This is a genomic window from Kitasatospora sp. NPDC004531 (assembly GCF_053602195.1).
In genome coordinates, this window is record NZ_JBSGDD010000071.1 from 17248 (window position 1) to 39660 (window position 22413).

Here is a 22413-nt window from a genome sequence, read left to right on the forward strand (position 1 = left end):
CGGGTCATCGCAGCTGCGACGACACCCCTTGCGTGACGCACACCACGCGCCACACGTCCTTGGCCTCCCAGCCCGCGTCCAGGGCCTGGCGTACGGTGCGGCCGCCGAGTTCGGCCATCACGTGGTCCTGGGCGAAGGACTCCGCGTACGTCTCGCCGAAGTGCAGGTACATCCGTCGCCAGAACTCGGTCAGCCTCATGCGCCCAGTATCGGGCACCGGCCGGTCAGCGCGGCAGGGCGAGGATACCGGCGCCGTAGTAGTCGTGGTCCTGGCAGCCGACCTGGAGGGTCTGGGCGCAGTTGCCGTCGGCGGCGCGGGTGAGGGCGGCGGTGATCCGGTCGGGTCCCCAGTCGGGGTGCTGGGCGGCGGCCACGGCGACGGCGCCGGTGACGTGCGCGGCGGACATCGAGGTGCCGGCCAGCGCGGCGTACTTGCCGCCGGGCCAGTCGGAGACGACGGCGGCCTCGGTGCCGCCGTCGGGGTCGCCGCCGGGTGCGGTGAGGGTGATCCGGCCGTGGCCGTAGTTGCTGTAGGAGGCGGGCAGGCCGTTGCGGTCGACGGCGCCGACGGTGACCACGCCGGGCAGTTCGCCGGGCAGCCGGATGCATTCGGTGCCGAGTTCGCGGTCCTGCGGGGGGCCGTCGGTGCGGTCGTTGGGGCTGCGGTGGTCGGGGCGGGTGGCGGTGAGGTCCTGGGCGTCGTTGCCGGCCGAGGCGACCACCACGGCGCCCTTGCGCTGGGCGTAGGCGACGGCGCGGCCGACGGCGGCGATCAGCGCGGCCTGGTCGGCGTCCTCGGGGCAGTTGTACTTCCACGGGTCGGCGAAGTAGCTGTCGTTGATGGCGCGGGCGCCGTGGTCGGCGGCCCAGAGCATGCCGCAGACGATGTTCTCGGCGTAGTACTGGCCGAGCGGCCCGAGCAGCCGGACGGCGGCGATCCGCACCCCGGGGGCGACGCCGGTGACGCCGCGGCCGTCGCGGGCGGCGCCGACGATGCCGGCCACGTGGGTGCCGTGGCCGCTCTCGTTGATGGCAGCGTCGGGCCGCCAGGCGCCGCCGCGGGAGTCGGGGCGGCCGTCGGCGCAGGACGCGGAGGCGGCGGGGTCGACGGCGGCGCGCAGGTCGGGGTGGGTGTCGTCGACGCCGGAGTCGAGCACCGCGACGGTGACCTTGGCCAGCTGCTGGGCGGTGGGGACGGCGTCGGCGCGGTCGGCGGACCGGTCGGCCGGGCGGTCCAGCGGGGCGCGCAGCAGGGCGGTGCGGCCGGCCGGGCGCTCGACGGCGCCGATCATGGCCAGGTTCCAGTCGGCGCGCTCGCCGGGGTCGGGGACGGTGGCGGTGCTGTCCTCCTGGCCCTCCGCGGCGTCGGCGGCGGGGGCGCCGAACGCGGCACCGGCCAGCGGCCGGGGCGGCGACGGCACGGGGACGGTGCGGGTGGCGCCGACGGCGGCGGTGCCGGGCCGGCCGCGGAGCTTCGCGGCGAACCGGCCGCCGGCGTACGCGAGCACGGCGCCGATCTGCGGGTAGTCCTGGACGACCTGCCCGCCGGCCGCCCGGACCTGCTCGGCGGCGCGGCTCGCGCCCTGGGCGTCGGCGCGCTCGTCCAGCACCAGGTAGCTGAGGTAGGTGTCGTCGCTGCCGGTGACGTAGGGGACGGCGCCGCCGATCAGCAGCCCGGAGAGCAGGGTCGCGCCGAGCACGCGGACGCTGCGGCGCCGGGGGGTGCGTTCGGGGGCCTGGCTCGCCTGCTCCATCGCGCGATCTCCGCTCGTCGGCCGGCGGACTCCCGTGCGGCGGGGTCCGATTCATCACCCTATGAGCGATTTGTACTATTTGCTGGGCGGGTTGCGGCAGACGGTGACCGCCCCGCGAGCTGTCAGCGCGTCGGGGCACCATGGGTGCATGGCCACCTCCGCCCCTGACGCGCCCGGCACCCCGAACCCGCTGGACGGCTTCGCGCCGGCCACCCGCGCCTGGTTCACCGGCGCGTTCGCCGCCCCCACCGAGGCCCAGTCCCGGGCCTGGTCGGCGATCCGACTGGAGACGGACGTCCTGGTGGTCGCCCCGACCGGCTCCGGCAAGACCCTGGCGGCCTTCCTGTCCGCGCTGGACCGGCTGAGCTCCACCCCGCCCCCGGCCGACCCCAAGCGCCGCTGCCGGGTGCTCTACATCTCCCCGCTGAAGGCCCTCGCGGTGGACGTCGAACGCAACCTGCGCGCCCCGCTGGCCGGCCTGCGCCAGGCCTCCGTCCGCCTCGGCCTGCCCGAGCCGGAGGTCCAGGTCGGCATCCGCTCCGGCGACACCCCCGCCGCCGACCGCCGCAAGTTCGCCACCCACCCGCCGGACATCCTGATCACCACCCCCGAGTCGCTGTTCCTGCTGCTCACCTCCGCCTCCCGGGAGGCCCTGCGCGGCATCGACACGGTGATCCTGGACGAGGTGCACGCCGTGGCCGGCACCAAGCGCGGCGCGCACCTGGCGCTCAGCCTGGAGCGGCTGGACGAGCTGCTGGACCGCCCGGCCCGCCGGATCGGCCTGTCCGCCACCGTCCGCCCGGTCGAGGAGGTCGCCCGCTACCTCAGCCCGCAGCGCGGCGCGGCGATCGTCCAGCCCGGCAGCGACAAGCGCTTCGACCTGTCCGTCGTGGTACCCGTCCCCGACCTCGCCGACCTGCCCGCCACGCCCGCCGAAGAGTCCGACCCGCAGCGGCAGAGTTCGATCTGGCCGCACGTCGAGGAGCGGATCGTCGACCTGGTGCAGGCGCACCGCTCGACCATCGTGTTCGCCAACTCCCGCCGGCTCGCCGAGCGGCTGTGCAACCGGCTGAACGAGATCGCCTACGAGCGGGCCACCGGCGCCCCGCTGCCCGAGGCGCACGCCCCCGCCGAGCTGATGGGCGGCTCCGGCGCGGCCACCGGCGCCCCGCCACTGCTCGCCCGGGCCCACCACGGCTCCGTCTCCAAGGAGCAACGCGCCCTGGTGGAGGAGGAGTTGAAGGCCGGCCGGCTGCCCGCCGTGGTCGCCACCTCCAGCCTGGAGCTGGGCATCGACATGGGCGCCGTCGACCTGGTGGTGCAGGTCGAGTCGCCCCCGTCGGTCGCCTCCGGCCTGCAACGCGTCGGCCGGGCCGGCCACCAGGTCGGCGCGGTCTCCACCGGCGTGGTCTTCCCCAAGTACCGGGGCGACCTGGTGCAGTCCGCCGTGGTCACCGAACGGATGCGCTCCGGCGGCATCGAGGCCCTCCGCATCCCCCGCAACCCGCTGGACGTGCTCGCCCAGCAGCTCGTCGCGATGACCGCCCTGGACACCTGGGACGTCGACGAGCTGCTCACCGTCTGCCGCCGCGCCGCCCCGTTCGCCACCCTCCCGCAGTCCGCCTTCGACGGCGTCCTCGACATGCTGGCCGGCCGCTACCCGTCCGACGCCTTCGCCGAACTGCGCCCCCGCCTGGTCTGGGACCGCGTCGCCGGCACCGTCACCGGCCGCCCCGGCGCCCAGCGCCTCGCCGTCACCTCCGGCGGCACCATCCCCGACCGCGGCCTGTTCGGCGTCTTCATCGCCGGCGCCGACCCGAAGAAGGGCGGCGGCCGGGTCGGCGAGCTCGACGAGGAGATGGTCTACGAGTCCCGCGTCGGCGACGTGTTCACCCTCGGCACCACCTCCTGGCGGATCGAGGACATCACCCACGACAAGGTCCTCGTCACCCCCGCCCCCGGCATCCCCGGCCGACTCCCGTTCTGGAAGGGCGACTCGCTCGGCCGCCCGCTCGAACTCGGCCGCGCCGTCGGCGCGTTCGTCCGCGAGGTCGGCGCGATGGAACCCGCCGCCGCCACCGCCCGCCTGCGCGAGGCCGGCCTGGACGACTGGGCGTCCTCGAACGTGCTGTCCTACCTCGCCGAACAGCGCGAGGCCTGCGGCCACCTCCCCGACGACCGCACCATCGTGGTCGAACGCTTCCGCGACGAACTCGGCGACTGGCGGATCGTCGTCCACTCCCCCTTCGGCGCCCAGGTGCACGCCCCGTGGGCGCTCGCCATCGGCGCCCGGCTGCGCGAGAAGCACGGCCTGGACCCGCAGGTGATGCACGCCGACGACGGCATCGTGCTGCGCCTGCCGGACGCCGACCTGCTGGCCGACTTCCCCTCCGGCATCGCCGCGCCGCCCGCCGACGAGGCCCCGGTCGGCGCCGACGCCGCCGTCTTCGACTCCGCCGACATCGAACAGCTCGTCACCGACCAGGTCGGCGGCTCCGCCCTGTTCGCCGCCCGCTTCCGCGAGTGCGCCGGCCGCGCCCTGCTGCTGCCCCGCCGCAACCCCGGCAAGCGCACCCCGCTCTGGCAGCAGCGCCAGCGCGCCTCCCAACTCCTCGAAGTGGCCGCCGAGTACGGCTCCTTCCCGATCGTGCTGGAAGCCGTCCGCGAATGCCTCCAGGACGTCTTCGACGTCCCCGGCCTGGTCGAGCTGATGCGCGACCTGGAGTCCCGCGCCGTCCGCATGGTCGAGGTCACCACCCCCGAACCCTCCCCGTTCGCCCGCTCCCTGCTGTTCGGCTACGTCGCCCAGTTCCTGTACGAGGGCGACTCCCCGATCGCCGAACGCCGCGCCGCCGCCCTCTCCCTCGACTCCCGGCTGCTGTCCGAGCTCCTCGGCCAGGCCGAACTGCGCGAACTCCTCGACCCGAAGGTCCTCGCCGACCTGGAGGCCGAACTCCAGCGCCGCACCCCCGAACGCCGCATCAAGGACGCCGAGGGCGTCGCCGACGCCCTGCGCCTGCTCGGCCCGCTCAGCGAGACCGAACTCACCGAACGCGGCGCCGAACCGCTCTGGGCCCTCGAACTCGAAGCCGCCCGCCGGGTCATCCAGGTCCGGATCGGCGGCGAACTGCGCTGGTCCTCCATCGAGGACGCCGGCCGCCTGCGCGACGCCCTCGGCACCCCGCTGCCCGTCGGCGTCCCCGAGGCCTTCACCGAACCCGTCAAGGACCCGCTCGGCGACCTGCTGGCCCGCTACGCCCGCACCCACGGCCCGTTCACCGCCCACGACGCCGCCGACCGCTTCGGCCTCGGCACCGCCGTCGTCACCGGCACCCTGCACCGCCTCACCGCCGCCGGCCGCCTCGTCCAGGGCGAATTCCGGCCCGAAGCCACCGGCACCGCCCCCGAATGGTGCGACGCCGAAGTGCTGCGCCGCCTGCGCCGCCGCTCCCTCGCCGCGCTCCGCCAGGAGGTCGAGGCCGTCCCCCCGAAGGCCCTCGCCGCGTTCCTCCCCCAGTGGCAGCACCTCGCCGGCCACCGCCTGCGCGGCGCCGACGGCCTCTACCGCGTCGTCGAACAGCTCCAGGGCACCGCCCTGCCCGCCTCCGCCCTCGAGAAGCTCGTCCTGCCCGCCCGCCTCACCGACTACTCCCCCGGCCTGCTGGACGAACTCATGGCCGCCGGCGAGATCGGCTGGTCCGGCGCGGGCTCACTGCCCGGCAAGGACGGCTGGATCAGCCTCCACCTGCCCGAGAACGCCCACCTGCTGCGCCCCGAACCCCTCCCGCTCACCCCCGGGCCCGTCCACACCGCCCTGCTGGAGGCCCTCGCCGGCGGCTACGGCGCGTTCTTCCGCCAGCTCGCCGAATGCGTCCCCGACACCCCGGACGCCGAGATCGTCGACGCCCTGTGGGACTTGGTCTGGGCCGGGTACGTCACCAACGACACCCTCGCCCCGCTGCGGGGCCTGCTCGGCTCCGGCCGCACCGCCGGCGCGACCGCCCACCGAGCGCCGCGCTCCACCCCGCGCGGCCGCTACGGCGGCGCCGGCCGCGGCCTGGCCCGGCCCGGCTCCCGCACCGGCCCGCCGACGGCCGCCGGCCGCTGGTCGCTGCTGCCCTCCTTCGGCGGCGAACCCACCGCCCGCGCCGCCGCCCAGGCGCAGGCGCTGCTGGACCGGCACGGCATCCTCACCCGCGGCACCGTCGCCGCCGAACGGATCCCCGGCGGCTTCGCCGGCGTCTACCGCGTGCTGGCCGCCTTCGAGGAACGCGGCAAGGCCCGCCGCGGCTACTTCGTGGAGGGCCTCGGCGGCGCGCAGTTCGCCATGGAGGGCGCGGCGGACCGCCTCCGCTCGGTCAACTCCCGGCTGGAGCGGACCGGCGGCGACTGGTCCGCCACCGCTCCTGCGGAGGGCCCGCAGGCGATCGTGCTGGCCGCCGCCGACCCCGCCAACGCGTACGGCGCGGCCCTCTCCTGGCCGGAACCCCCGGAGGACACCACCGCCGCCCACCGCCCCGCCCGCAAGGCCGGCTCACTGGTCGCGCTGGTCGACGGCGAGCTCGTCCTCTACCTGGAGCGCGGCGGCAAGTCCCTGCTCACCTGGGCCACCGAGGGCCCCGCCCTGACCGCCGCCCTCGCCGCCCTGACCAAACCCCTCACCATCGAACGCATCAACGGCCACCCGGCCCTCACCAGCCCCTTGGGCCCCCACCTGGAAACGGCCGGATTCCACCCCACCCCGAAGGGCTACCGCATCCGCTGAACCCGTCCGCAAGGCCGCGATCACGGGCACGTCACGCTCCCGCGTCGCGCTCCTGTTCTGGCACCCTCGCGTGCACCGGAATGAGCCCGAACCCCCACCAGCCCGCCGCGAGCATGCCGAGGGCGGCACCGCCGGAAATCGCGGTGCCGCCCCTAAGCAGCAGTATCAGACCCAGGCCCACCAGTGCCGTCGCACCCAGCAGCAGCGCTCTGCGCATCGCGGGCTCCCTTCACTCGCCGCCCTCCGGGAACGGAGCGCGGAGTCGAGGTCCGGTCAGGCCGCCACCACGTCCATCGCCGCCTTGGGCGAGATGGACCCGGACCGGTCGACGCCGGGCGCCGGCAGCGGAACCGGTTCGAGCACCGGCCTCAGCAAGTCACCCTCGGAGAGGGTGGCCATCGCCGCAAGTTCGGCGAGCGACAGTTCGTCGCTGACCTCGCGCATGACCTCCGACATCCGCACGTCCAGTGCGTCGCAGATGGCGGAGAGCAACTCGGAGGACGCCTCCTTCTGACCCCGCTCTACCTCGGAGAGGTACCCGAGCGAAACCCTGGCGGCTGCCGACACCTCGCGGAGTGTGCGGCCCTGGCGCTGGCGCTGCCGACGCAGCACATCGCCCAGCAGGCGACGGAGCAGAATCATCGGTGCCTCCCTCCTCGGACTGCGGATCGAGATGTCACGACCCCACCGTACCGCCTTGTCCGTGTCCCGTGCGGGGACCGGGGTCGTGTTCACTCTGGGCTGCAAGGCGTCCCCTCCCCTGTTCTTCCCGTTCCTGGCCGTCGAACCACCCGTGACGGGCAGATGTCCGGCTCCGGACGCCCGGTCGACTTCCGGCCGACGCGGGGGCGGTCCGGCCGGGGTCGGCCCGGCCGGAGCATCCGGTCTAACACGTTCCTCCATCAGGTGCGGCGGGTTCGCGGGATTCCGCCCGACCCGGGCCGACTGTCGGCGATGCTCAGCGGTCGTCGGCGGCGCCGGTGAGCCGGCGCAGCAGCAGGTCGAGCGCGGCCTCCACCGACTGTTGCCGGATCATGTCACGCCCACCGGACAACCGGAGCGGCAGGGCTTCTGTTCCCCGCTCCCCGGCGAGGCCGACGTACACGGTGCCGACCGGCTGCCCGCCCTGCGGTTCGGGCCCGGCGACGCCGGTGGTGGCCAGCGCCCAGTCGGCGCCGAGCAGCCGCCGGACCCCCTCGGCCATCTGCCGGGCCACCACGGGGTGGACCGGCCCGTACACGTCGAGCAGGCCTTCGTCGACGCCGAGCACGGAGGCCTTGAGGTCGGTGGCGTACGCGGTGACGGAGCCCCGGAACGCCTGCGAGGCGCCGGGGACGTCGACCAGGGCCGCGGCCAGCAGGCCGCCGGTGAGCGACTCGGCGACGGCCAGGGTGGCGCCGTCGGACCGGAGCGCCGTCAGCAGGCGGGCGGCGAGGTCACTCACCGCGGCGCTCCCGGGCGATGCCCTCGCGGCGCAGCCGGACCGCCTGGACCACGTAGTCCAGGCCGGTGCCGACGGTGAGGACGACGGCGATGCCCATCATCACGGCGCGGGAGGTGGCCAGCGGGCCGGTGAGCACCAGCACGTACATGCCGACCGCGATGCCCTGGGTGAGGGTCTTGAGCTTGCCGCCCCGGCTGGCCGGGATGACGGCGTAGCGGATCACCCAGAACCGCATCAGCGTGATGCCGAGCTCGCGGGCCAGGATGACCGCGGTGACCCACCAGGGCAGGTCGCCGAGGATCGACAGGCCGATCAGGCCGGCGCCCATGATCGCCTTGTCGGCGATCGGGTCGGCGATCCGGCCGAAGTCGGTGATCAGGCCCTTGCTGCGGGCCAGGGCGCCGTCGAACACGTCGGTGATCATGGCGACGGCGAAGGCCGCCCAGGCGAACGCCCGCCACTTGGGGTCGTGCCCGCCGTCGGCGAACAGCAGGGCGGCGAAGACCGGGACCAGCAGCAGCCGGAACATCGTCAGCACGTTGGCGATGTTCCACAGGCCGGGCTCCGGCGGGACGGCGGCCGGGGTCGGCCGGGTCGCGGCCGGGGCCCCCGGCCCCTTGGTCATACGTCGGCTCCGAGCAGCGTGATCGCCTCGGCGACCAGGTCGACGCCCTCGGTGCCGACCACGGTGGCCCGGTAGAACTGCCCGATCTCGGCGTCGTCGGCGCCGAGCAGGGTGGTGAGGCCGTCGGTCTCGGGGGCCTGGTGGGCGGCGCGGCCCTCGATCACGCCGTCCTCGACCGACTCGACCAGCACGGTGATCTCGCTGCCGACGCGCTGTTCGGCGCGCTGCGCGGTGAGTTCCTCGGCGAGCTTGGAGAGCCGGGTGACGCGGTCGTCGACGACGTCCTGGTCGAGTTTGCCGTCGTAGCCGGCGGCCTCGGTGCCGTCCTCGTCGGAGTAGCCGAAGACGCCGATGGCGTCCAGGCCGGCGTGCGTGATGAACCGTTCCAGCTCCGCGAAGTCCTCCTCGGTCTCGCCGGGGAAGCCGACGATGAAGTTGGAGCGGGCGCCGGCCTCGGGGGCCTTGGCGCGGATCGACTCCAGCAGGCCGAGGAACTGCTCGGTGGAGCCGAAGCGGCGCATCCGGCGCAGCACGGCGGGCGCGGAGTGCTGGAACGACAGGTCGAAGTACGGCATGACCTTGTCGGTCCGGGTCATCACGTCGATCAGGCCGGGGCGCATCTCGGCGGGCTGCAGGTAGCTGACCCGGACCCGTTCGATGCCCTCGACGGCGGCGACCTCGGTGAGCAGGGTCTCCAGCAGGCGGATGTCGCCCAGGTCCTTGCCGTAGGAGGTGTTGTTCTCCGAGACGAGCATCACTTCGCGCACGCCCTGGCCGGCCAGCCAGACGGCCTCGTTCAGCACGTCGCTGGGGCGGCGGGAGATGAACGAGCCGCGGAAGGCCGGGATGGCGCAGAACGAGCAGCGGCGGTCGCAGCCGGAGGCCAGCTTGATCGAGGCGACGGGGGCGTCGTCCAGGCGCTTGCGCAGGGTGCGCGGGCCGGAGGCGGGGGCGAGGCCCTCGGGGAGGTCCTCGGGGGCGCCGTGGCCGGGCAGCGCGACCTCGGCGGCGGCGGCCTGTCGTTCGACGGGGGTGAGCGGGAGCAGCTTGCGGCGGTCGCGGGGCGTGTGGGCCTCGACGTGGCCGCCGGAGAGGATGGTGTTCAGGCGGGTGGAGATGTCGGCGTAGTCGTCGAAGCCGAGGACGCCGTCGGCTTCGGGGAGGGCGTCGGCGAGTTCCTTGCCGTAGCGCTCGGCCATGCAGCCGACGGCGACCACGGCCTGGGTCCGGCCGTGACCCTTGAGGTCGTTGGCCTCCAGCAGGGCGTCGACGGAGTCCTTCTTGGCGGCCTCGACGAACCCGCAGGTGTTGACGACGGCGACATCGGCTTCGCTGGCGTCGTCGACCAGCCGCCAGCCGTCGGCCTCCAGTCGCCCGGCGAGTTCCTCGGAGTCGACCTCGTTGCGGGCGCATCCGAGCGTGACCAGGGCGACAGTGCGGGGTTCAGGCATGACGCCAAGATTAACGCGCGCCCCCCGGTGGAGTTCCCCCCGGAGGGCGCGCGGCTTGTTCGAGCGGCCGGATCAGCCGGCCTGCGGGTCGCCGGGGGTGTAGGTGAGGTGCACGACCTGGCCGTCCTGCCCGGCCGGACCGAGGTCCTTGCCGTTGACGAACAGGTGCACGGCTCCGGCGTTGCCGATCACCAGGGTGATCTTCTTCGGGTCGGTGAAGGTCTGGTCCTGACCGGCTTCCAGGTTGTTGGAGAACAGCGACTTCCCGCTGCCGTCCTTGGCGGTGACCCAGCTCTTCTCCTGGCCGGCGACCAGCTTGACGGTGACCTTGTCCGCGGGGGCGGCGGCGATCGCGCCGCTGCTCGCCTCGGGGGCGGGCGGCTGCGCGGAGGCCGACACGGTGGCGGGGGCGGAGACGCCGGAGGGCAGCGGGGCGCTGGCCTCCCCGGGGCCGTTGCCGGTGGTGGACGAGGAGCCGACCAGGTTGTAGCCGATCAGCGCGACCACGGCGAGGATCGCGACGACCATGGCGGCGGTCCAGTTCGGGCGGCGGTGGTCGGTGACCTTGATCGGCCCGGCCTCGAACAGCCGGGTGGCGGGCGCGGCGCCGGCCCCGCCGTGCTCGGCGTCGTAGCGGGCGACCAGCGCCTCGCCGTCCAGGCCGACCTCGCGGGCCAGCAGCCGCAGGTGGCCGCGGGCGTAGAAGGCACCGCCGCAGCGGTCGAAGTCGTCGGCCTCGACGGCGTGCACGATCGGCACCCGGATCCGGGTGCGGGTGCTGACCTGGTCGACCGTCAGGCCGGCGTCGATGCGGGCCCTGGCGAGCAGCCGCCCGATGCTCGGCCCGTCGGCGGCGTGACTCGGTTCCGCGGGGTGCTCCGGGTTGACGGAGGCCGGCGCGGAGGAGCCGGGGGCGGAGCGGCGGGGGGACTTGCCGATGGTCACTGGGCACGCCTTTCGAGCGGAGGCCACCTGCTGAGGAACCAGTCTAGGGGTGGCGGCGTAACGTTTCTCAACCGGAGGGGGCCCGAACGTGCCACAGTCCGGCTACCGAAGTTGACGGGTGGTCACCTCGCTTTCCGGCCACCGGGACCACCCGTCGCTCACCCCCGCAGGGTGATCAGGACGCCGTCCAGCTCGTCCGGTTTGACCAGCACGTCGCGGGCCTTGGAGCCCTCGCTGGGGCCGACGATCCCGCGCGACTCCATCAGGTCCATCAGCCGGCCCGCCTTGGCGAAGCCGACCCGCAGCTTGCGCTGGAGCATCGAGGTGGAGCCGAACTGGGTGGTGACGACCAGCTCGACGGCCTGGACCAGCAGGTCGAGGTCGTCGCCGATCTCCTCGTCGATCTCCTTCTTCGGCCCGGAGCCGACCACCACGTCGTCCCGGTAGCTCGCCGTCAGCTGGTCCTTGCAGTGCTGGACGATCTTGGCGATCTCCGCCTCGGTGACGAACGCGCCCTGCATCCGGACCGGCTTGGAGGCGCCCATCGGCAGGAACAGCGCGTCGCCCTTGCCGATCAGCTTCTCCGCGCCGGGCTGGTCGAGGATGACCCGGGAGTCGGCCATCGCCGAGGTGGCGAAGGCCAGCCGGGACGGCACGTTGGCCTTGATCAGGCCGGTGACCACGTCCACCGAGGGGCGCTGGGTGGCCAGCACCAGGTGGATGCCGGCGGCCCGGGCGAGCTGGGTGATCCGGACCACCGAGTCCTCGACGTCGCGCGGGGCGACCATCATCAGGTCGGCCAGCTCGTCGACGATCACCAGCAGGTACGGGTACGGCGTCAGCTCGCGCTCGCTGCCCGGCGGCGGCTGCACGGTGCCGGCCCGCACCGCGGCGTTGAAGTCGTCGACGTGCCGGAAGCCGTAGGCCGCCAGGTCGTCGTAGCGCATGTCCATCTCGCGCACCACCCACTGGAGGGCCTCGGCGGCCTTCTTCGGGTTGGTGATGATCGGGGTGATCAGGTGCGGGATGCCCTCGTAGGCGGTCAGCTCGACCCGCTTGGGGTCGACCAGCACCATCCGGACCTGCTCGGGGGTGGCGCGCACCAGCACCGAGGTGATCAGGCAGTTGATGCAGGACGACTTGCCCGCGCCGGTGGCGCCGGCCACCAGCACGTGCGGCATCTTCGCCAGGTTGGCCATCACGGTGTGGCCCTCGACGTCCTTGCCCATGCCGACCACCATCGGGTGGCTGTCCTCGGCGGCGCTGCGCGAGCGCAGCAGGTCGCCGAGGGTGACCATCTCGCGGTCCCGGTTGGGGATCTCCACGCCGACCGCGGACTTGCCGGGGATCGGCGAGATGATCCGCACGTCGGGGGTGGCCACCGCGTAGGCGATGTTCTTCGCCAGCGCGGTGATCCGCTCGACCTTGACGGCGGGACCGAGCTCGACCTCGTAGCGGGTGACCGTCGGGCCGCGGCTGAACCCGGTGACCTTGGCGTCCACCTTGAACTCGGCGAACACGCCGGTGAGCTGGGCGACGATGTCCTCGTTGACCTGCGAGCGGGCCTTGGCGGGGGCGCCGCGCTCCAGCAGGTCCATCGACGGCAGGGCGTAGGAGATGTCGCCGGACAGCTGGAGCTGTTCCATCCGGGCGGGGGCCTCGCCGTGGCCGTCGGGGGCCGCGGCGGCGGGCGGCTCGGACGGCCAGGGCTCCTCCGGGGGCGCCGTGTTGTCCTTGACCTGGCCGATCGCGCTGGCCAGGTCGGGCGAGCCGGCCACGCCGAACAGCAGCGCGCCGTCCACCAGGTCGGCGGCGGCTCCGGCGGCCAGGTCCCGGGTCTGGTACGGGTCCTTCTCGAAGGAGAGCGGCGCGGACTCGGCGAGCGCCTCCTCGTCGGCCTTGCGGCGGCGGCGCTTGCGGCGGGCGGAGAGCTCGTCGTTCTCGATGGTGATCGGCAGCGCGTCCGGGTCGGCGTCCTCCGGCGGGGCGGTGGAGTACTCGCGGTCCGCGCCGTCGGCCTCGGCGTCCTCGAAGTCGCCGGGCAGCGGCTCGGCCATGCCCAGGCGCACGCCCAGCAGGCGCAGCCGCTGCGGGATGCGGTTGATCGGGGTGGCGGTGACCACCAGCAGGCCGAAGACGGCGAGCAGCAGCAGCAGCGGGACGGCCAGCGGCGGGCCGGCGGCGGCCATCATCGGGGTGGAGCCGGCCCAGCCGATCAGGCCGCCGGCCTGCCGGATCCGGGTGGCGCCGGAGCCCATCGCGGGCGCGCCGCAGCCGATGTGGACCAGGCCGAGCACGGCGATCACCAGCGCGGTCAGGCCGATCACTATCCGGCCGTTGGCCTCGGGCACCTCGGGGTGGCGCATCAGGCGGACGGTGACGGCGCCCAGCAGGAACGGCACCAGCACGTCGAGCCGGCCGAACAGGCCGGAGACCACGTTGGTGGCGGCCTCGCCGAGCCAGCCCTGCGGGCTGAACCAGGTGCCGGCCGCGGTGACCAGGGTGAGCGCCAGCAGCAGCAGCGCCACGCCGTCCCTGCGGTGCTCGGGGTGCAGGTTGCGGGCGCCGTTCCCGTAGCTGCGGAACACCGCGCCGACCGCGTGCGCCAGGCCCAGCCAGATGCGGCGCAGGGCCCGGAAGAGTATCGGCCGGGGCGGGGGCGGCGTGGGGGCGGCCGCCTTCTTGGCCGGGGCCTTCTTCGCCGGGGCCTTCTTGGCGGCGGGCTTGGCGGCCGGTTTGGCGGCGGCGGCCTTCTTGGCCGGTGTCTTCTTGGCCGGCCCGGGCTTGCTGGTGCGTGCGGCGGCGCTTCCGGGCGTTCGTGTGGCCATGGAGGGCAGCCTACCGGCGCAACCCTGCCCCCGACATGCGCGGGCGCACTTCGGCGGGTTGCGCCGTCAACGCGCCGTCAGCGCCCCGAGAACCACCCGGACGAGTGACGCTGACAGGCGTTCAGTTGGCGCCGGGGCGCAGCGCGTCGAGCGCCCGGCGCAGGCCGGCCAGTTTGCGCTCCAGGTGAGCGGCGGTCGCGGCCGCGCCGGCGCCGTCGGAGCCCGCGTCGAGCTGCTTGGTGAGCGCCTCGGCCTGCTCCTCGACGGCGGCCAGCCGGGCCGACAGCTCGCCGAGCAGCGCCCCGCCGACGACCGGTTCGCCGTCCGTCTCCAGTTGCAGGCGCAGCAGCGCGGCCTGCTCCTTGAGCTGGGTGTTCTTCTGGTAGAGGTCGACGAAGACGGAGACCTTGGCGCGCAGCACCCATGGGTCGAAGGGCTTCGAGATGTAGTCGACCGCGCCGGCCGCGTAGCCGCGGAAGGTGTGGTGCGGACCGTGGTTGATCGCGGTCAGGAAGATGATCGGAATGTCCCTGGTCCGCTCGCGGCGCTTGATGTGCGCGGCGGTCTCGAAGCCGTCCATGCCGGGCATCTGGACGTCCAGCAGGATGACCGCGAAATCGTCGGTGAGGAGCGCCTTGAGCGCCTCCTCGCCGGAGGAGGCGCGCACCAACGTCTGGTCGAGCGCGGAGAGGATCGCCTCCAGGGCGAGCAGGTTCTCCGGACGGTCGTCGACCAGGAGGATCTTCGCCTTCTGCACCAGGACCCGCCCTCCTGCCGGTTGTTTCCCCAGAGCGGGCACCTTCGTGCCGCCCATCACTGCCCCGGTCATGCTAGCCGTACCCCCTTGCCCGCCACAGGCCCGGTGCCGGCCGTCACCGTCCGGTCACTGTTGGCAACGACGGGTGACCTTACCGGGTTCCCGGCCGGGGCCGCCAGCGTGGGCGGCCCCGGCGCGCGGCGGTTACCTGACGGGCAGGTGCTGGCGCATCACCGCCAACAGGTGGTCGGTCTCCACGGGTTTGGTGATGTGGTCGGTGGCGCCGGCCTGCAGGCTCTTCTCCCGGTCGCCCTTCATCGCCTTGGCGGTCAGCGCGATGATCGGCAGCCCGGCGAACCGGGGCATCCGGCGGATCTGCTCGGTGGTCGCGTAGCCGTCCAGCTCCGGCATCATGATGTCCATCAGCACCAGGGCGACGTCCTCGTGCTGTTCGAGCATCTCGATGCCCTCGCGGCCGTTCTCGGCGTACAGCACGGTCAGGCCGTACTGCTCCAGCACGCTGGTGAGGGCGAACACGTTGCGGATGTCGTCGTCGACGATCAGCACCCGCTCGCCGTCGAAGCGGACCGGGGTGCCGGCGTTGGTGCGGACCGGCTCGCCCTGGCGCGGGATGGACTCCTCGGACGGGCGGGGGGCCTCCTCGGGGCGGGCGGCGCGGCGGCGCTCCAGGGTGGAGCGGCGGCGTTCCTCGGCCAGGCCGCGGGCCTCCTGGGTCCACTGCTCGGCGGGCGTGCGGGAGGGCTCCAGGGCGCGCGGCGCGGCGCCGCGCTCCAGGGCGACCGGCTCCGGCCCCTCGCTGCGCAGCGGCAGGTAGAGGGTGAAGGTGGAGCCGCGGCCGATCTCGCTGGCCACGTGGATCTCGCCGCCGAGCAGGCGGGCGATCTCCCGGCTGATGGACAGCCCGAGGCCGGTGCCGCCGTACTTGCGGCTGGTGCCGCCGTCGGCCTGCTTGAAGGCCTCGAAGATCTCCCGGAGCTTGTTGCCGGGGATGCCGATGCCGGTGTCGGAGACCGAGAAGGCGATCAGCTGCTCGTCGGGGTCGCTGATGGTGCCGGTCTCCAGCAGCTGTTCGCGCACGTGCTGGGGGGCGTCCGGGCCGGTGACCGGGCGGATCATCAGCTCGACCGCGCCCGCGTCGGTGAACTTCACCGCGTTGGACAGCAGGTTGCGCAGCACCTGCTGGAGGCGCTGTTCGTCGGTGTGCAGGGTGATCGGCAGGTCCGGGGAGACCCGGACGGCGAAGTCCAGGTTCTTCTCGGCGGTGAGCGGCCGGAACGCGGCCTCCACGTAGTCGACCAGCTGCACCAGGGCGATCCGGGCCGGGCGGACGTCCATCTTGCCGGCCTCGACCTTGGACAGGTCGAGGATGTCGTTGATCAGCTGGAGCAGGTCGCTGCCCGCGCCGTGGATGGTCTCGGCGAACTCGACCTGCTTGGCGGACAGGTTGCCCTCGTTGTTGTCGGAGAGCAGCTTGGCCAGGATCAGCAGCGAGTTGAGCGGGGTGCGCAGCTCGTGCGACATGTTGGCGAGGAACTCGCTCTTGTAGCGGGAGGCCAGCGCGAGCTGTTCGGCGCGCTCCTCCAGGATCTGCCGGGCCTCCTCGATCTCGCTGTTCTTGATCTCGATGTCGCGGTTCTGCTGGGCGAGTTGCTCGGCCTTCTCCTGCAACTCCTCGTTGGTGCGCTCCAGTTCCTCCTGGCGGGCCTCCAGTTCGGCGGAGCGCATGGAGAGTTCGGCGGTCAGCCGCTGGGACTCCAGCAGCAGGCCCTCGGTCTTGGTGTTGACCGAGATGGTGTTGACGGTGACGCCGATCTGGTCGGCGATCTGGATCAGGAAGTCCAGCGCGACGGTGGTGAAGCTGGAGAAGGTGGCGAGTTCGATCACGCCGAGCAGCCGGTCCTCGAACAGCACCGGCATCACCACCACGTGCGCCGGGGAGGACTCGCCGAGCCCGGAGGAGATCTTCAGGTAGCCGGGCGGGGTCTCCTTGAGCACGATCGGCCGCTTCTCGACGGCGGCCTGCCCGATCAGGCCCTCGCCGAGCCGGAAGGTGGTGGGCATGGTGCGCCGGTGGTAGCCGTAGGAGCCGATCAGGCGCAGCACGATGTCGTTCTCGTCGTCGTCCTCGGTGACGAGTTCGGCGGTGCGGCCGGCCGGCTGGGCGAGGAAGAACGCGCCGTGCTGGGCGGAGACCACCGGGGTGAGCTCGCTCATGATCAGCGAGGCGACGGCGGACAGGTCGCGGCGGCCCTGCAGCAGGCCGGACATCCGGGCCAGGTTGGACTTGAGCCAGTCCTGTTCCTTGTTGGTCCGGGTGGTCTCGCGCAGGTTGGCGATCATCTGGTTGATGTTGTCCTTGAGCTCGTCGAGCTCGCCGGACGCGTCCACGTTGATCCGCAGCGACAGGTCGCCCCTGGTGACGGCGGTGGCGACCTGGGCGATCGCGCGGACCTGCCTGGTCAGGTTGTTGGCGAGTTCGTTCACCGACTCGGTCAGGTCCTGCCAGGTTCCGGCCACGCCGGGGACGCGGGCCTGGCCGCCGAGGCGGCCGTCGGTGCCGACCTCGCGGGCGACCCGGGTGACCTCGTCGGCGAACGCGGACAGCTGGTCGACCATGGTGTTGATGCTGGTCTTGAGCTCCAGGATCTCGCCGCGCGCGTCGACGTCGATCTTCTGCGAGAGGTCGCCGCGGGCCACGGCGGTGATCACGAGTGCGATGTTGCGGACCTGGCCGGTGAGGTTGTTGGCCATCAGGTTGACGTTCTCGGTCAGGTCCTTCCAGATGCCGGCCACGCCCGGCACGCCGGCCTGGCCGCCCAGGATGCCGTCGGTGCCCACCTCGCGGGCCACCCGGGTCACTTCGACGGCGAACGCCGAGAGCTGGTCGACCATGGTGTTCAGGGTGTCGGCGAGCGCCGCGACCTCGCCGGCCGCGTCGATGGCGATCTTCTTGGACAGGTCGCCGCGTGCCACCGCGGACGCCACCTCGGCGATGTTGCGCACCTGGGAGGTGAGGTTGGACGCCATCAGGTTGACGTTGTCGGTCAGGTCGCGCCAGATGCCGGAGACCCCGGACACCCGGGCCTGACCGCCCAGGATGCCGTCGGTGCCGACCTCGCGGGCGACGCGGGTGACCTCGTCGGCGAACGCGGACAGCTGCTCGACCATGGTGTTGACGGTGGTGACGAGTTCGCGGATCTCGCCCTTCGCGTCCACGGTGATCTTCTTGGAGACGTCGCCGCGCGCCACGGCGGTGGTCACCTCGGCGATCGAACGCACCTGGCTGGTCAGGTTGTTGGCCATCAGGTTCACCGAGTTGGTGAGGTCCTTCCAGGTGCCGGAGACCCCGGGCACGCTGGCCTGGCCGCCGAGGATGCCCTCGGTGCCGACGTCCCGGGCGACCCGGGTGACCTCGTCGGCGAAGGCCGACAGCTGGTCGACCATGGTGTTGATGGTGTTCTTCAGCTCCAGGATCTCGCCGCGCGCGTCCACCTGGATCTTCTGCGACAGGTCGCCCTTGGCGACCGCGGTGGTCACCTGGGCGATGTTGCGGACCTGCGACGTCAGGTTGTTGGCCATCGAGTTGACGTTCTCGGTCAGGTCCTTCCAGACGCCGGCCACGCCCGGCACCTGCGCCTGCCCGCCGAGGATGCCCTCGGTGCCGACCGCGCGCGCCACCCGGGTCACCTGCTCGGCGAAGCCGGACAGCTGGTCGACCATGGTGTTGATGGTGTTCTTCAGCTCCAGGATCTCGCCGCGCGCGTCGACCTCGATCTTGCGCGACAGGTCGCCCTTGGCGACCGCCGTGGTCACTTCCGCGATGTTGCGGACCTGGGCGGTCAGGTTGGCGGCCATGAAGTTCACCGAGTCGGTCAGGTCGCGCCACACGCCGGCCACCCCCGACACCTGCGCCTGGCCGCCGAGGCGGCCCTCGGTGCCCACGTCGCGGGCGACCGTGGTCACCTGCGCGGCGAAGGAGTTGAGCTGGTCCACCATCGTGTTGACGGTGTTCTTCAGCTCCAGCATCTCGCCGTCGACGTCGACGGTGACCTTGCGCGACAGGTCGCCCCGGGCCACCGCGGTGGTCACCTCCGCGATGTTGCGGACCTGCGCGGTCAGCCGCCCGGCCATGGTGTTGACCGAGTCGGCGAGGTCCTTCCAGGAGCCGGAGACGCTGCGCACCCGGGCCTGCCCGCCGAGCTTGCCCTCGGTGCCGACCTCGATCGCCACCCGGGTGACCTGCTCGGTGAACTCGCTGAGCTGGTCGACCAGCCCGTTGACGGTGCGGCCGACCTTCAGGAACTCGCCGCGCAGCGGGTAGCTCGCGCCGGTGGTGTGCACCGAGCGCAGCTCCATGGTCTGCGTCAGGTCGCCCTCGGCGATCGAGGACAGCACCCGGCCGACCTCCGCCATCGGCCGCGCCAGGTCGTCGATCAGCGCGTTGCAGTTGTCGACGGCCGCCATCCAGGCGCCCTCGCCGACACCGGTCTCCAGGCGCTCCGACAGCCGGCCCTCGCGGCCCACCGCCCGCCGCACCCGGGCCAGTTCACCGGTCAGGTGCTGGTTGCGCTCGGCGACCTCGTTGAACACCGCGGCGATCTCGGCCAGCAGGCCGTCGCCCGGGAAGGTCAGCCGGCGGCGGAAGTTGCCGTCGCGCATCGCGGTCAGCGCGGCCAGCAGCTTGCGCAGCTCCGCGGGCTCCGCGCCGCGCCCGGGGCTGCCGCCCTGGCGCCGGCCGCCGGCCCGCGAGGGGGGCGCCGGCCGGGTGCCGCGCGCAGCGGCCGTCGTGGTAGCGGACACGTCCTTGGTCGCCGAACTCAACGAGGCCCTCCCAGGTCCTGACTGTCACCGCGGCGGAAGGACCGGAGAACGGCCCTCGACTCCCCGCCGTCCCCTCGACCGTACTGCGGTGGCGACGGCACACGGACCCCCCAGTGTGACAGCACTGGCACCCGGTGTCGGACCGGTTGCACGGGGTTCCCCCGGACGACCAGGGGAACGACCGGGGAAAGTGGTGAAGGAAATCACCCCCAGGGGCTTGTTTCGGCTCCCAGCCCCCGCGGGGTACCAACCGGAAAGTAGGGTGGAGGGCCGCACCGTGCCGAGGCGACCCAGCCCCGGCCCGCCGCAGATCCTGAACCACCCGCCGTACCAGCAGCAGAGGAGACGTGGCCGTGGTCACCGCGCGCGCAGCCGCCACCTTCGAACCGGTCGACCGGTCGGCCGCCGCGGCCCGCGGCTTCGTCCGGGACGCCCTGCTCGGGTGGGACCTGCCCGAGGTGGTGGACGACGCGGTGGTGCTGGTCAGCGAACTGGTCACGAACGCCGTGGTGCACGCCGGGACGGCCGCCGAGGTGGCCTGCCTGCGAGAGCAGGACACCGTCCGGATCGAGGTCAGCGACCGACACCCGGAGCGCGGCCAGAACTCGTTCGCCAACGTGACGCTCAACTCGGACCGCTACGGCGACCCGGACAGCGAGGGCGGGCGCGGCCTGCTGATGTGCTCGGCGCTGTCCAGCAGTTGGGGCGTCGACTACGCGGCCGGCCGGAAGACCGTGTGGTTCCGCCTGGCCCTGCCCGAGCAGCAGCCCGGCACCCGCTACGCGCTGCCCAGCCTGCCCGGCGGCGAACTGCCCCCGGCGGACGGACCGGTGCGCGTCGCGGTGGTCCAGCTCGACGACCACGGCCGGATCCGGCACTGGAACGCCGACGCCGAATCGCTCTTCCACCGCCCCGCCGACGCCGTCTTCGGCCGCCCCTGGGCCGAGCTCGCGGTGTGGCCGCAGACCCCCGGCCTCGGCCTCGGCGACACCCTGCGGCTGGCCCGCTGGGAGGGCAGCTACGCGGTGCGCGGCGGCGACGGCGCCACCCGCGAGGTGTACGGCACGCACGTGCGGCTGCGCGACAGCGCGGGCCTGCCGGTGGTGCTGTGCCTGCTGGTGCGCGAGTCCGACCGGGCGGTGCTGCGCACCCCGGGCACCGGCGCGTCCGCCGAGGCCGCGACCACCACCGTGGTCGAACCGCTCGACCTGCTGGTCGGCCCGGTCTCCCCCGACGACCTGTCCAGCCTGCTGCAGCGGATCGTCGAACGCGCCCGCGACCTGCTCGACGCGGACGCCGCCTACCTGCTGCTCACCAGCGAGGACGAGACCGAGTTCGAACTGCGCGCCGCCACCGGCCTGGCCGGCCCGACCCGCCGCTTCGCCCGGCTGCCGATCGACGGCGGCGCCGGCCGGTTCGACTCGGCCCGGCTGCCGGCCGTCCACGAGGACCTGGCGGTGCGGCCCGGCGCGGCACCGCTGCTGGCCGGCACCGACCTGCGGTCGCTGATCACCGTCCCGCTGAAGGTCGAGGGCCGGCTGACCGGCTCGCTCGGGGTGGCCGCCGCCCCGCCCGGCCGGTACGACAACGAGGACGCGCTGCGCCTGCAGTTCGCCGCCGACCGGATCGCGCTGGCCCTGGAGAGCGCCCGGCTCGGCGAGCTGGAGCGGCTGCGGCGCGGCTCGCTGTCCTTCCTGGTGGAGGCCTCCGACCTGCTCGCGGGCACCCTGGAGCACGAGCAGACGCTCGCCCTGATGGCGCAGATGGCGATCCCCACCCTGGCGTCCTGGTGCGCCGTCTACACCAGCGCGGACGCCGCCGCCGGCGCCGAGCTCGCCTTCGTGCTGCACGAGGACGAGGACCGGATCGACCCGCTGCGCGCCCTGCTCGACAAGTCCCCCGCCCCGGAGGCGGTGTTCAGCCCCGGCGCGCGCAGCTGGACGGCGCCCGCCGACACCGCCCGTGCGCTGGGCCTGGCCGACAGCCCCGAACTGGCCGGGCTGCTCGGCGAGACGGTGGTGCTGCCGCTGTCCGCCCGCAACCGGGTGATCGGCCTGCTGGTGCTCGGCACCCGGCGCGGCGTCCGGTTCCGCCAGGAGATCCTGGAGCTCGGCGAGGACCTCTCCCGCCGCGCCGCCCTGGCCCTCGACAACTCCCGCCTGTACTCCGAGCGCACCGCCACCTCGCAGGCCTTCCAGCGCGCCCTGCTGCCGCCGGAGCTGCCGAAGATCCCCGGCGTCGAGGTCGAGGTGTTCTACCAGGCCGCCGGCGAGGGCAACGAGGTCGGCGGCGACTTCTACGACCTGTTCCCGATCCGCGAGGGCACCTACGGCTTCGCCATCGGCGACGTCTGCGGCACCGGCCCCGAGGCCGCCTCGGTGACGGGCCTGGCCCGCCACTCGCTGCGCCTGCTGGCCCGCGAGGGCCTGAACGCCCCGCAGGTCCTCACCCGGCTGAACGCGGCGATCCTGGACGAGGGCAGCCGGGCCCGCTTCCTCACCCTGCTGTACGGCGAGTTGACGCCCCGCGAGGACGGCTCGACCCTGCTGTCGCTGGTCTGCGCGGGCCACCCGCTGCCGCTGCGGCTGCGCACCGACGGGCAGGTCGACCAGGCCGCCTCGCCGCAGCCGCTGCTCGGCGTCATGGACGAACTCGACCTGACCGCCGAGGAGTTGGTGCTCGCCCCGGGCGAGGTGCTGCTGTGCGTGACGGACGGCGTCACCGAACGCCGGGAGGGCCGCCGGATGCTCGGCGACGAGGGCCTGATCGAGGTGCTGACCGGCTGCGCGGGCCTCACCGCGGGCGCGGTCGCCGCCCGGGTGCACCGCGCGGTGGAGCGCTTCGCGCCCGAGCCGCCGTCCGACGACATGGCGATCCTGACCCTGCGCATCCCGACCCAGCGCCACAACTAGGACTTGTCCGGTCGATCATGTGCGGAGCCAGATGACCAGGGCTGCTGCGGTGACGGTTCCGAGGTAGACGTATCCGCGTTTGTCGTAGCG

The 22413-nt window shown here is 73.4% G+C and carries 13 protein-coding genes; 2 read left to right on the plus strand and 11 right to left on the minus strand.

The window, feature by feature from the left end:
• Positions 1 to 4 precede the first annotated feature (4 nt).
• Together ACWEMJ_RS24880 and ACWEMJ_RS24885 are read right to left on the minus strand one after the other, a co-directional pair.
• Positions 5 to 199 carry a DUF3046 domain-containing protein gene (locus ACWEMJ_RS24880; protein WP_452139329.1) on the minus strand — a complete coding sequence of 65 codons (195 nt, stop codon included), beginning with the start codon at positions 197 to 199 and terminating at the stop codon, positions 5 to 7.
• A gap of 25 nt (positions 200 to 224) precedes the next feature.
• On the minus strand, positions 225 to 1754 hold the full coding sequence (locus tag ACWEMJ_RS24885; protein WP_452139330.1) for a S8 family serine peptidase: 1530 nt from the start codon (positions 1752 to 1754) through the stop codon (positions 225 to 227).
• A gap of 148 nt (positions 1755 to 1902) precedes the next feature.
• Here ACWEMJ_RS24885 and ACWEMJ_RS24890 point away from each other — a divergent pair, with 148 nt between their 5' ends.
• Positions 1903 to 6519, plus strand: coding sequence for an ATP-dependent helicase (locus tag ACWEMJ_RS24890; protein ID WP_452139331.1), 4617 nt, complete (start codon positions 1903 to 1905; stop codon positions 6517 to 6519).
• 31 nt (positions 6520 to 6550) lie between these two features.
• Here ACWEMJ_RS24890 and ACWEMJ_RS24895 read toward each other — a convergent pair whose 3' ends face one another.
• From ACWEMJ_RS24895 to ACWEMJ_RS24935, 9 genes are all read right to left on the minus strand, one after another.
• Complete coding sequence (locus tag ACWEMJ_RS24895) at positions 6551 to 6736, minus strand: hypothetical protein (RefSeq protein ID WP_452139332.1); 186 nt, start codon at positions 6734 to 6736, stop codon at positions 6551 to 6553.
• 56 nt (positions 6737 to 6792) lie between these two features.
• Positions 6793 to 7161, minus strand: coding sequence for a helix-turn-helix domain-containing protein (locus ACWEMJ_RS24900; RefSeq protein ID WP_030457965.1), 369 nt, complete (start codon positions 7159 to 7161; stop codon positions 6793 to 6795).
• Between the two features lie 316 nt (positions 7162 to 7477).
• On the minus strand, positions 7478 to 7963 hold the full coding sequence (locus ACWEMJ_RS24905; RefSeq protein WP_452139333.1) for a CinA family protein: 486 nt from the start codon (positions 7961 to 7963) through the stop codon (positions 7478 to 7480).
• Complete coding sequence (gene pgsA, locus ACWEMJ_RS24910) at positions 7956 to 8588, minus strand: CDP-diacylglycerol--glycerol-3-phosphate 3-phosphatidyltransferase (protein WP_452139334.1); 633 nt, start codon at positions 8586 to 8588, stop codon at positions 7956 to 7958. The genes ACWEMJ_RS24905 and pgsA overlap by 8 nt, the downstream gene beginning before the upstream one ends.
• Positions 8585 to 10039 carry a 30S ribosomal protein S12 methylthiotransferase RimO gene (rimO, locus tag ACWEMJ_RS24915; protein ID WP_452139335.1) on the minus strand — a complete coding sequence of 485 codons (1455 nt, stop codon included), beginning with the start codon at positions 10037 to 10039 and terminating at the stop codon, positions 8585 to 8587. Before rimO ends, pgsA begins: the two co-directional genes overlap by 4 nt.
• A 72-nt stretch (positions 10040 to 10111) precedes the next feature.
• Positions 10112 to 10984: a helix-turn-helix domain-containing protein gene (locus ACWEMJ_RS24920; RefSeq protein WP_452139336.1), complete on the minus strand. Its 873-nt coding sequence runs from the start codon at positions 10982 to 10984 to the stop codon at positions 10112 to 10114.
• A gap of 158 nt (positions 10985 to 11142) precedes the next feature.
• On the minus strand, positions 11143 to 13812 hold the full coding sequence (locus ACWEMJ_RS24925; protein WP_452139337.1) for a DNA translocase FtsK: 2670 nt from the start codon (positions 13810 to 13812) through the stop codon (positions 11143 to 11145).
• A 121-nt stretch (positions 13813 to 13933) separates the two neighbouring features.
• Positions 13934 to 14572, minus strand: a complete 639-nt coding sequence (locus ACWEMJ_RS24930) for a response regulator (protein WP_452139341.1) — start codon at positions 14570 to 14572, stop codon at positions 13934 to 13936.
• Between the two features lie 201 nt (positions 14573 to 14773).
• The gene (locus tag ACWEMJ_RS24935; RefSeq protein ID WP_452139342.1) at positions 14774 to 19249 is read right to left on the minus strand and encodes a HAMP domain-containing protein; all 4476 of its coding nucleotides are present in this window, start codon (positions 19247 to 19249) and stop codon (positions 14774 to 14776) included.
• Between the two features lie 515 nt (positions 19250 to 19764).
• Here ACWEMJ_RS24935 and ACWEMJ_RS24940 point away from each other — a divergent pair.
• Positions 19765 to 22323 carry a SpoIIE family protein phosphatase gene (locus tag ACWEMJ_RS24940; protein ID WP_452139338.1) on the plus strand — a complete coding sequence of 853 codons (2559 nt, stop codon included), beginning with the start codon at positions 19765 to 19767 and terminating at the stop codon, positions 22321 to 22323.
• Positions 22324 to 22413: the final 90 nt, after the last annotated feature.

Coding starts and splice junctions, on each gene's coding strand:
- ACWEMJ_RS24880 (WP_452139329.1), bottom strand. CDS start 199: ATGAGGCTGACCGAGTTCTGGCGACGGATGTACCTGCACTTCGGCGAG.
- ACWEMJ_RS24885 (WP_452139330.1), bottom strand. CDS start 1,754: ATGGAGCAGGCGAGCCAGGCCCCCGAACGCACCCCCCGGCGCCGCAGC.
- ACWEMJ_RS24890 (WP_452139331.1), top strand. CDS start 1,903: ATGGCCACCTCCGCCCCTGACGCGCCCGGCACCCCGAACCCGCTGGAC.
- ACWEMJ_RS24895 (WP_452139332.1), bottom strand. CDS start 6,736: ATGCGCAGAGCGCTGCTGCTGGGTGCGACGGCACTGGTGGGCCTGGGT.
- ACWEMJ_RS24900 (WP_030457965.1), bottom strand. CDS start 7,161: ATGATTCTGCTCCGTCGCCTGCTGGGCGATGTGCTGCGTCGGCAGCGC.
- pgsA (WP_452139334.1), bottom strand. CDS start 8,588: ATGACCAAGGGGCCGGGGGCCCCGGCCGCGACCCGGCCGACCCCGGCC.
- rimO (WP_452139335.1), bottom strand. CDS start 10,039: ATGCCTGAACCCCGCACTGTCGCCCTGGTCACGCTCGGATGCGCCCGC.
- ACWEMJ_RS24925 (WP_452139337.1), bottom strand. CDS start 13,812: ATGGCCACACGAACGCCCGGAAGCGCCGCCGCACGCACCAGCAAGCCC.
- ACWEMJ_RS24935 (WP_452139342.1), bottom strand. CDS start 19,249: ATGCGCGACGGCAACTTCCGCCGCCGGCTGACCTTCCCGGGCGACGGC.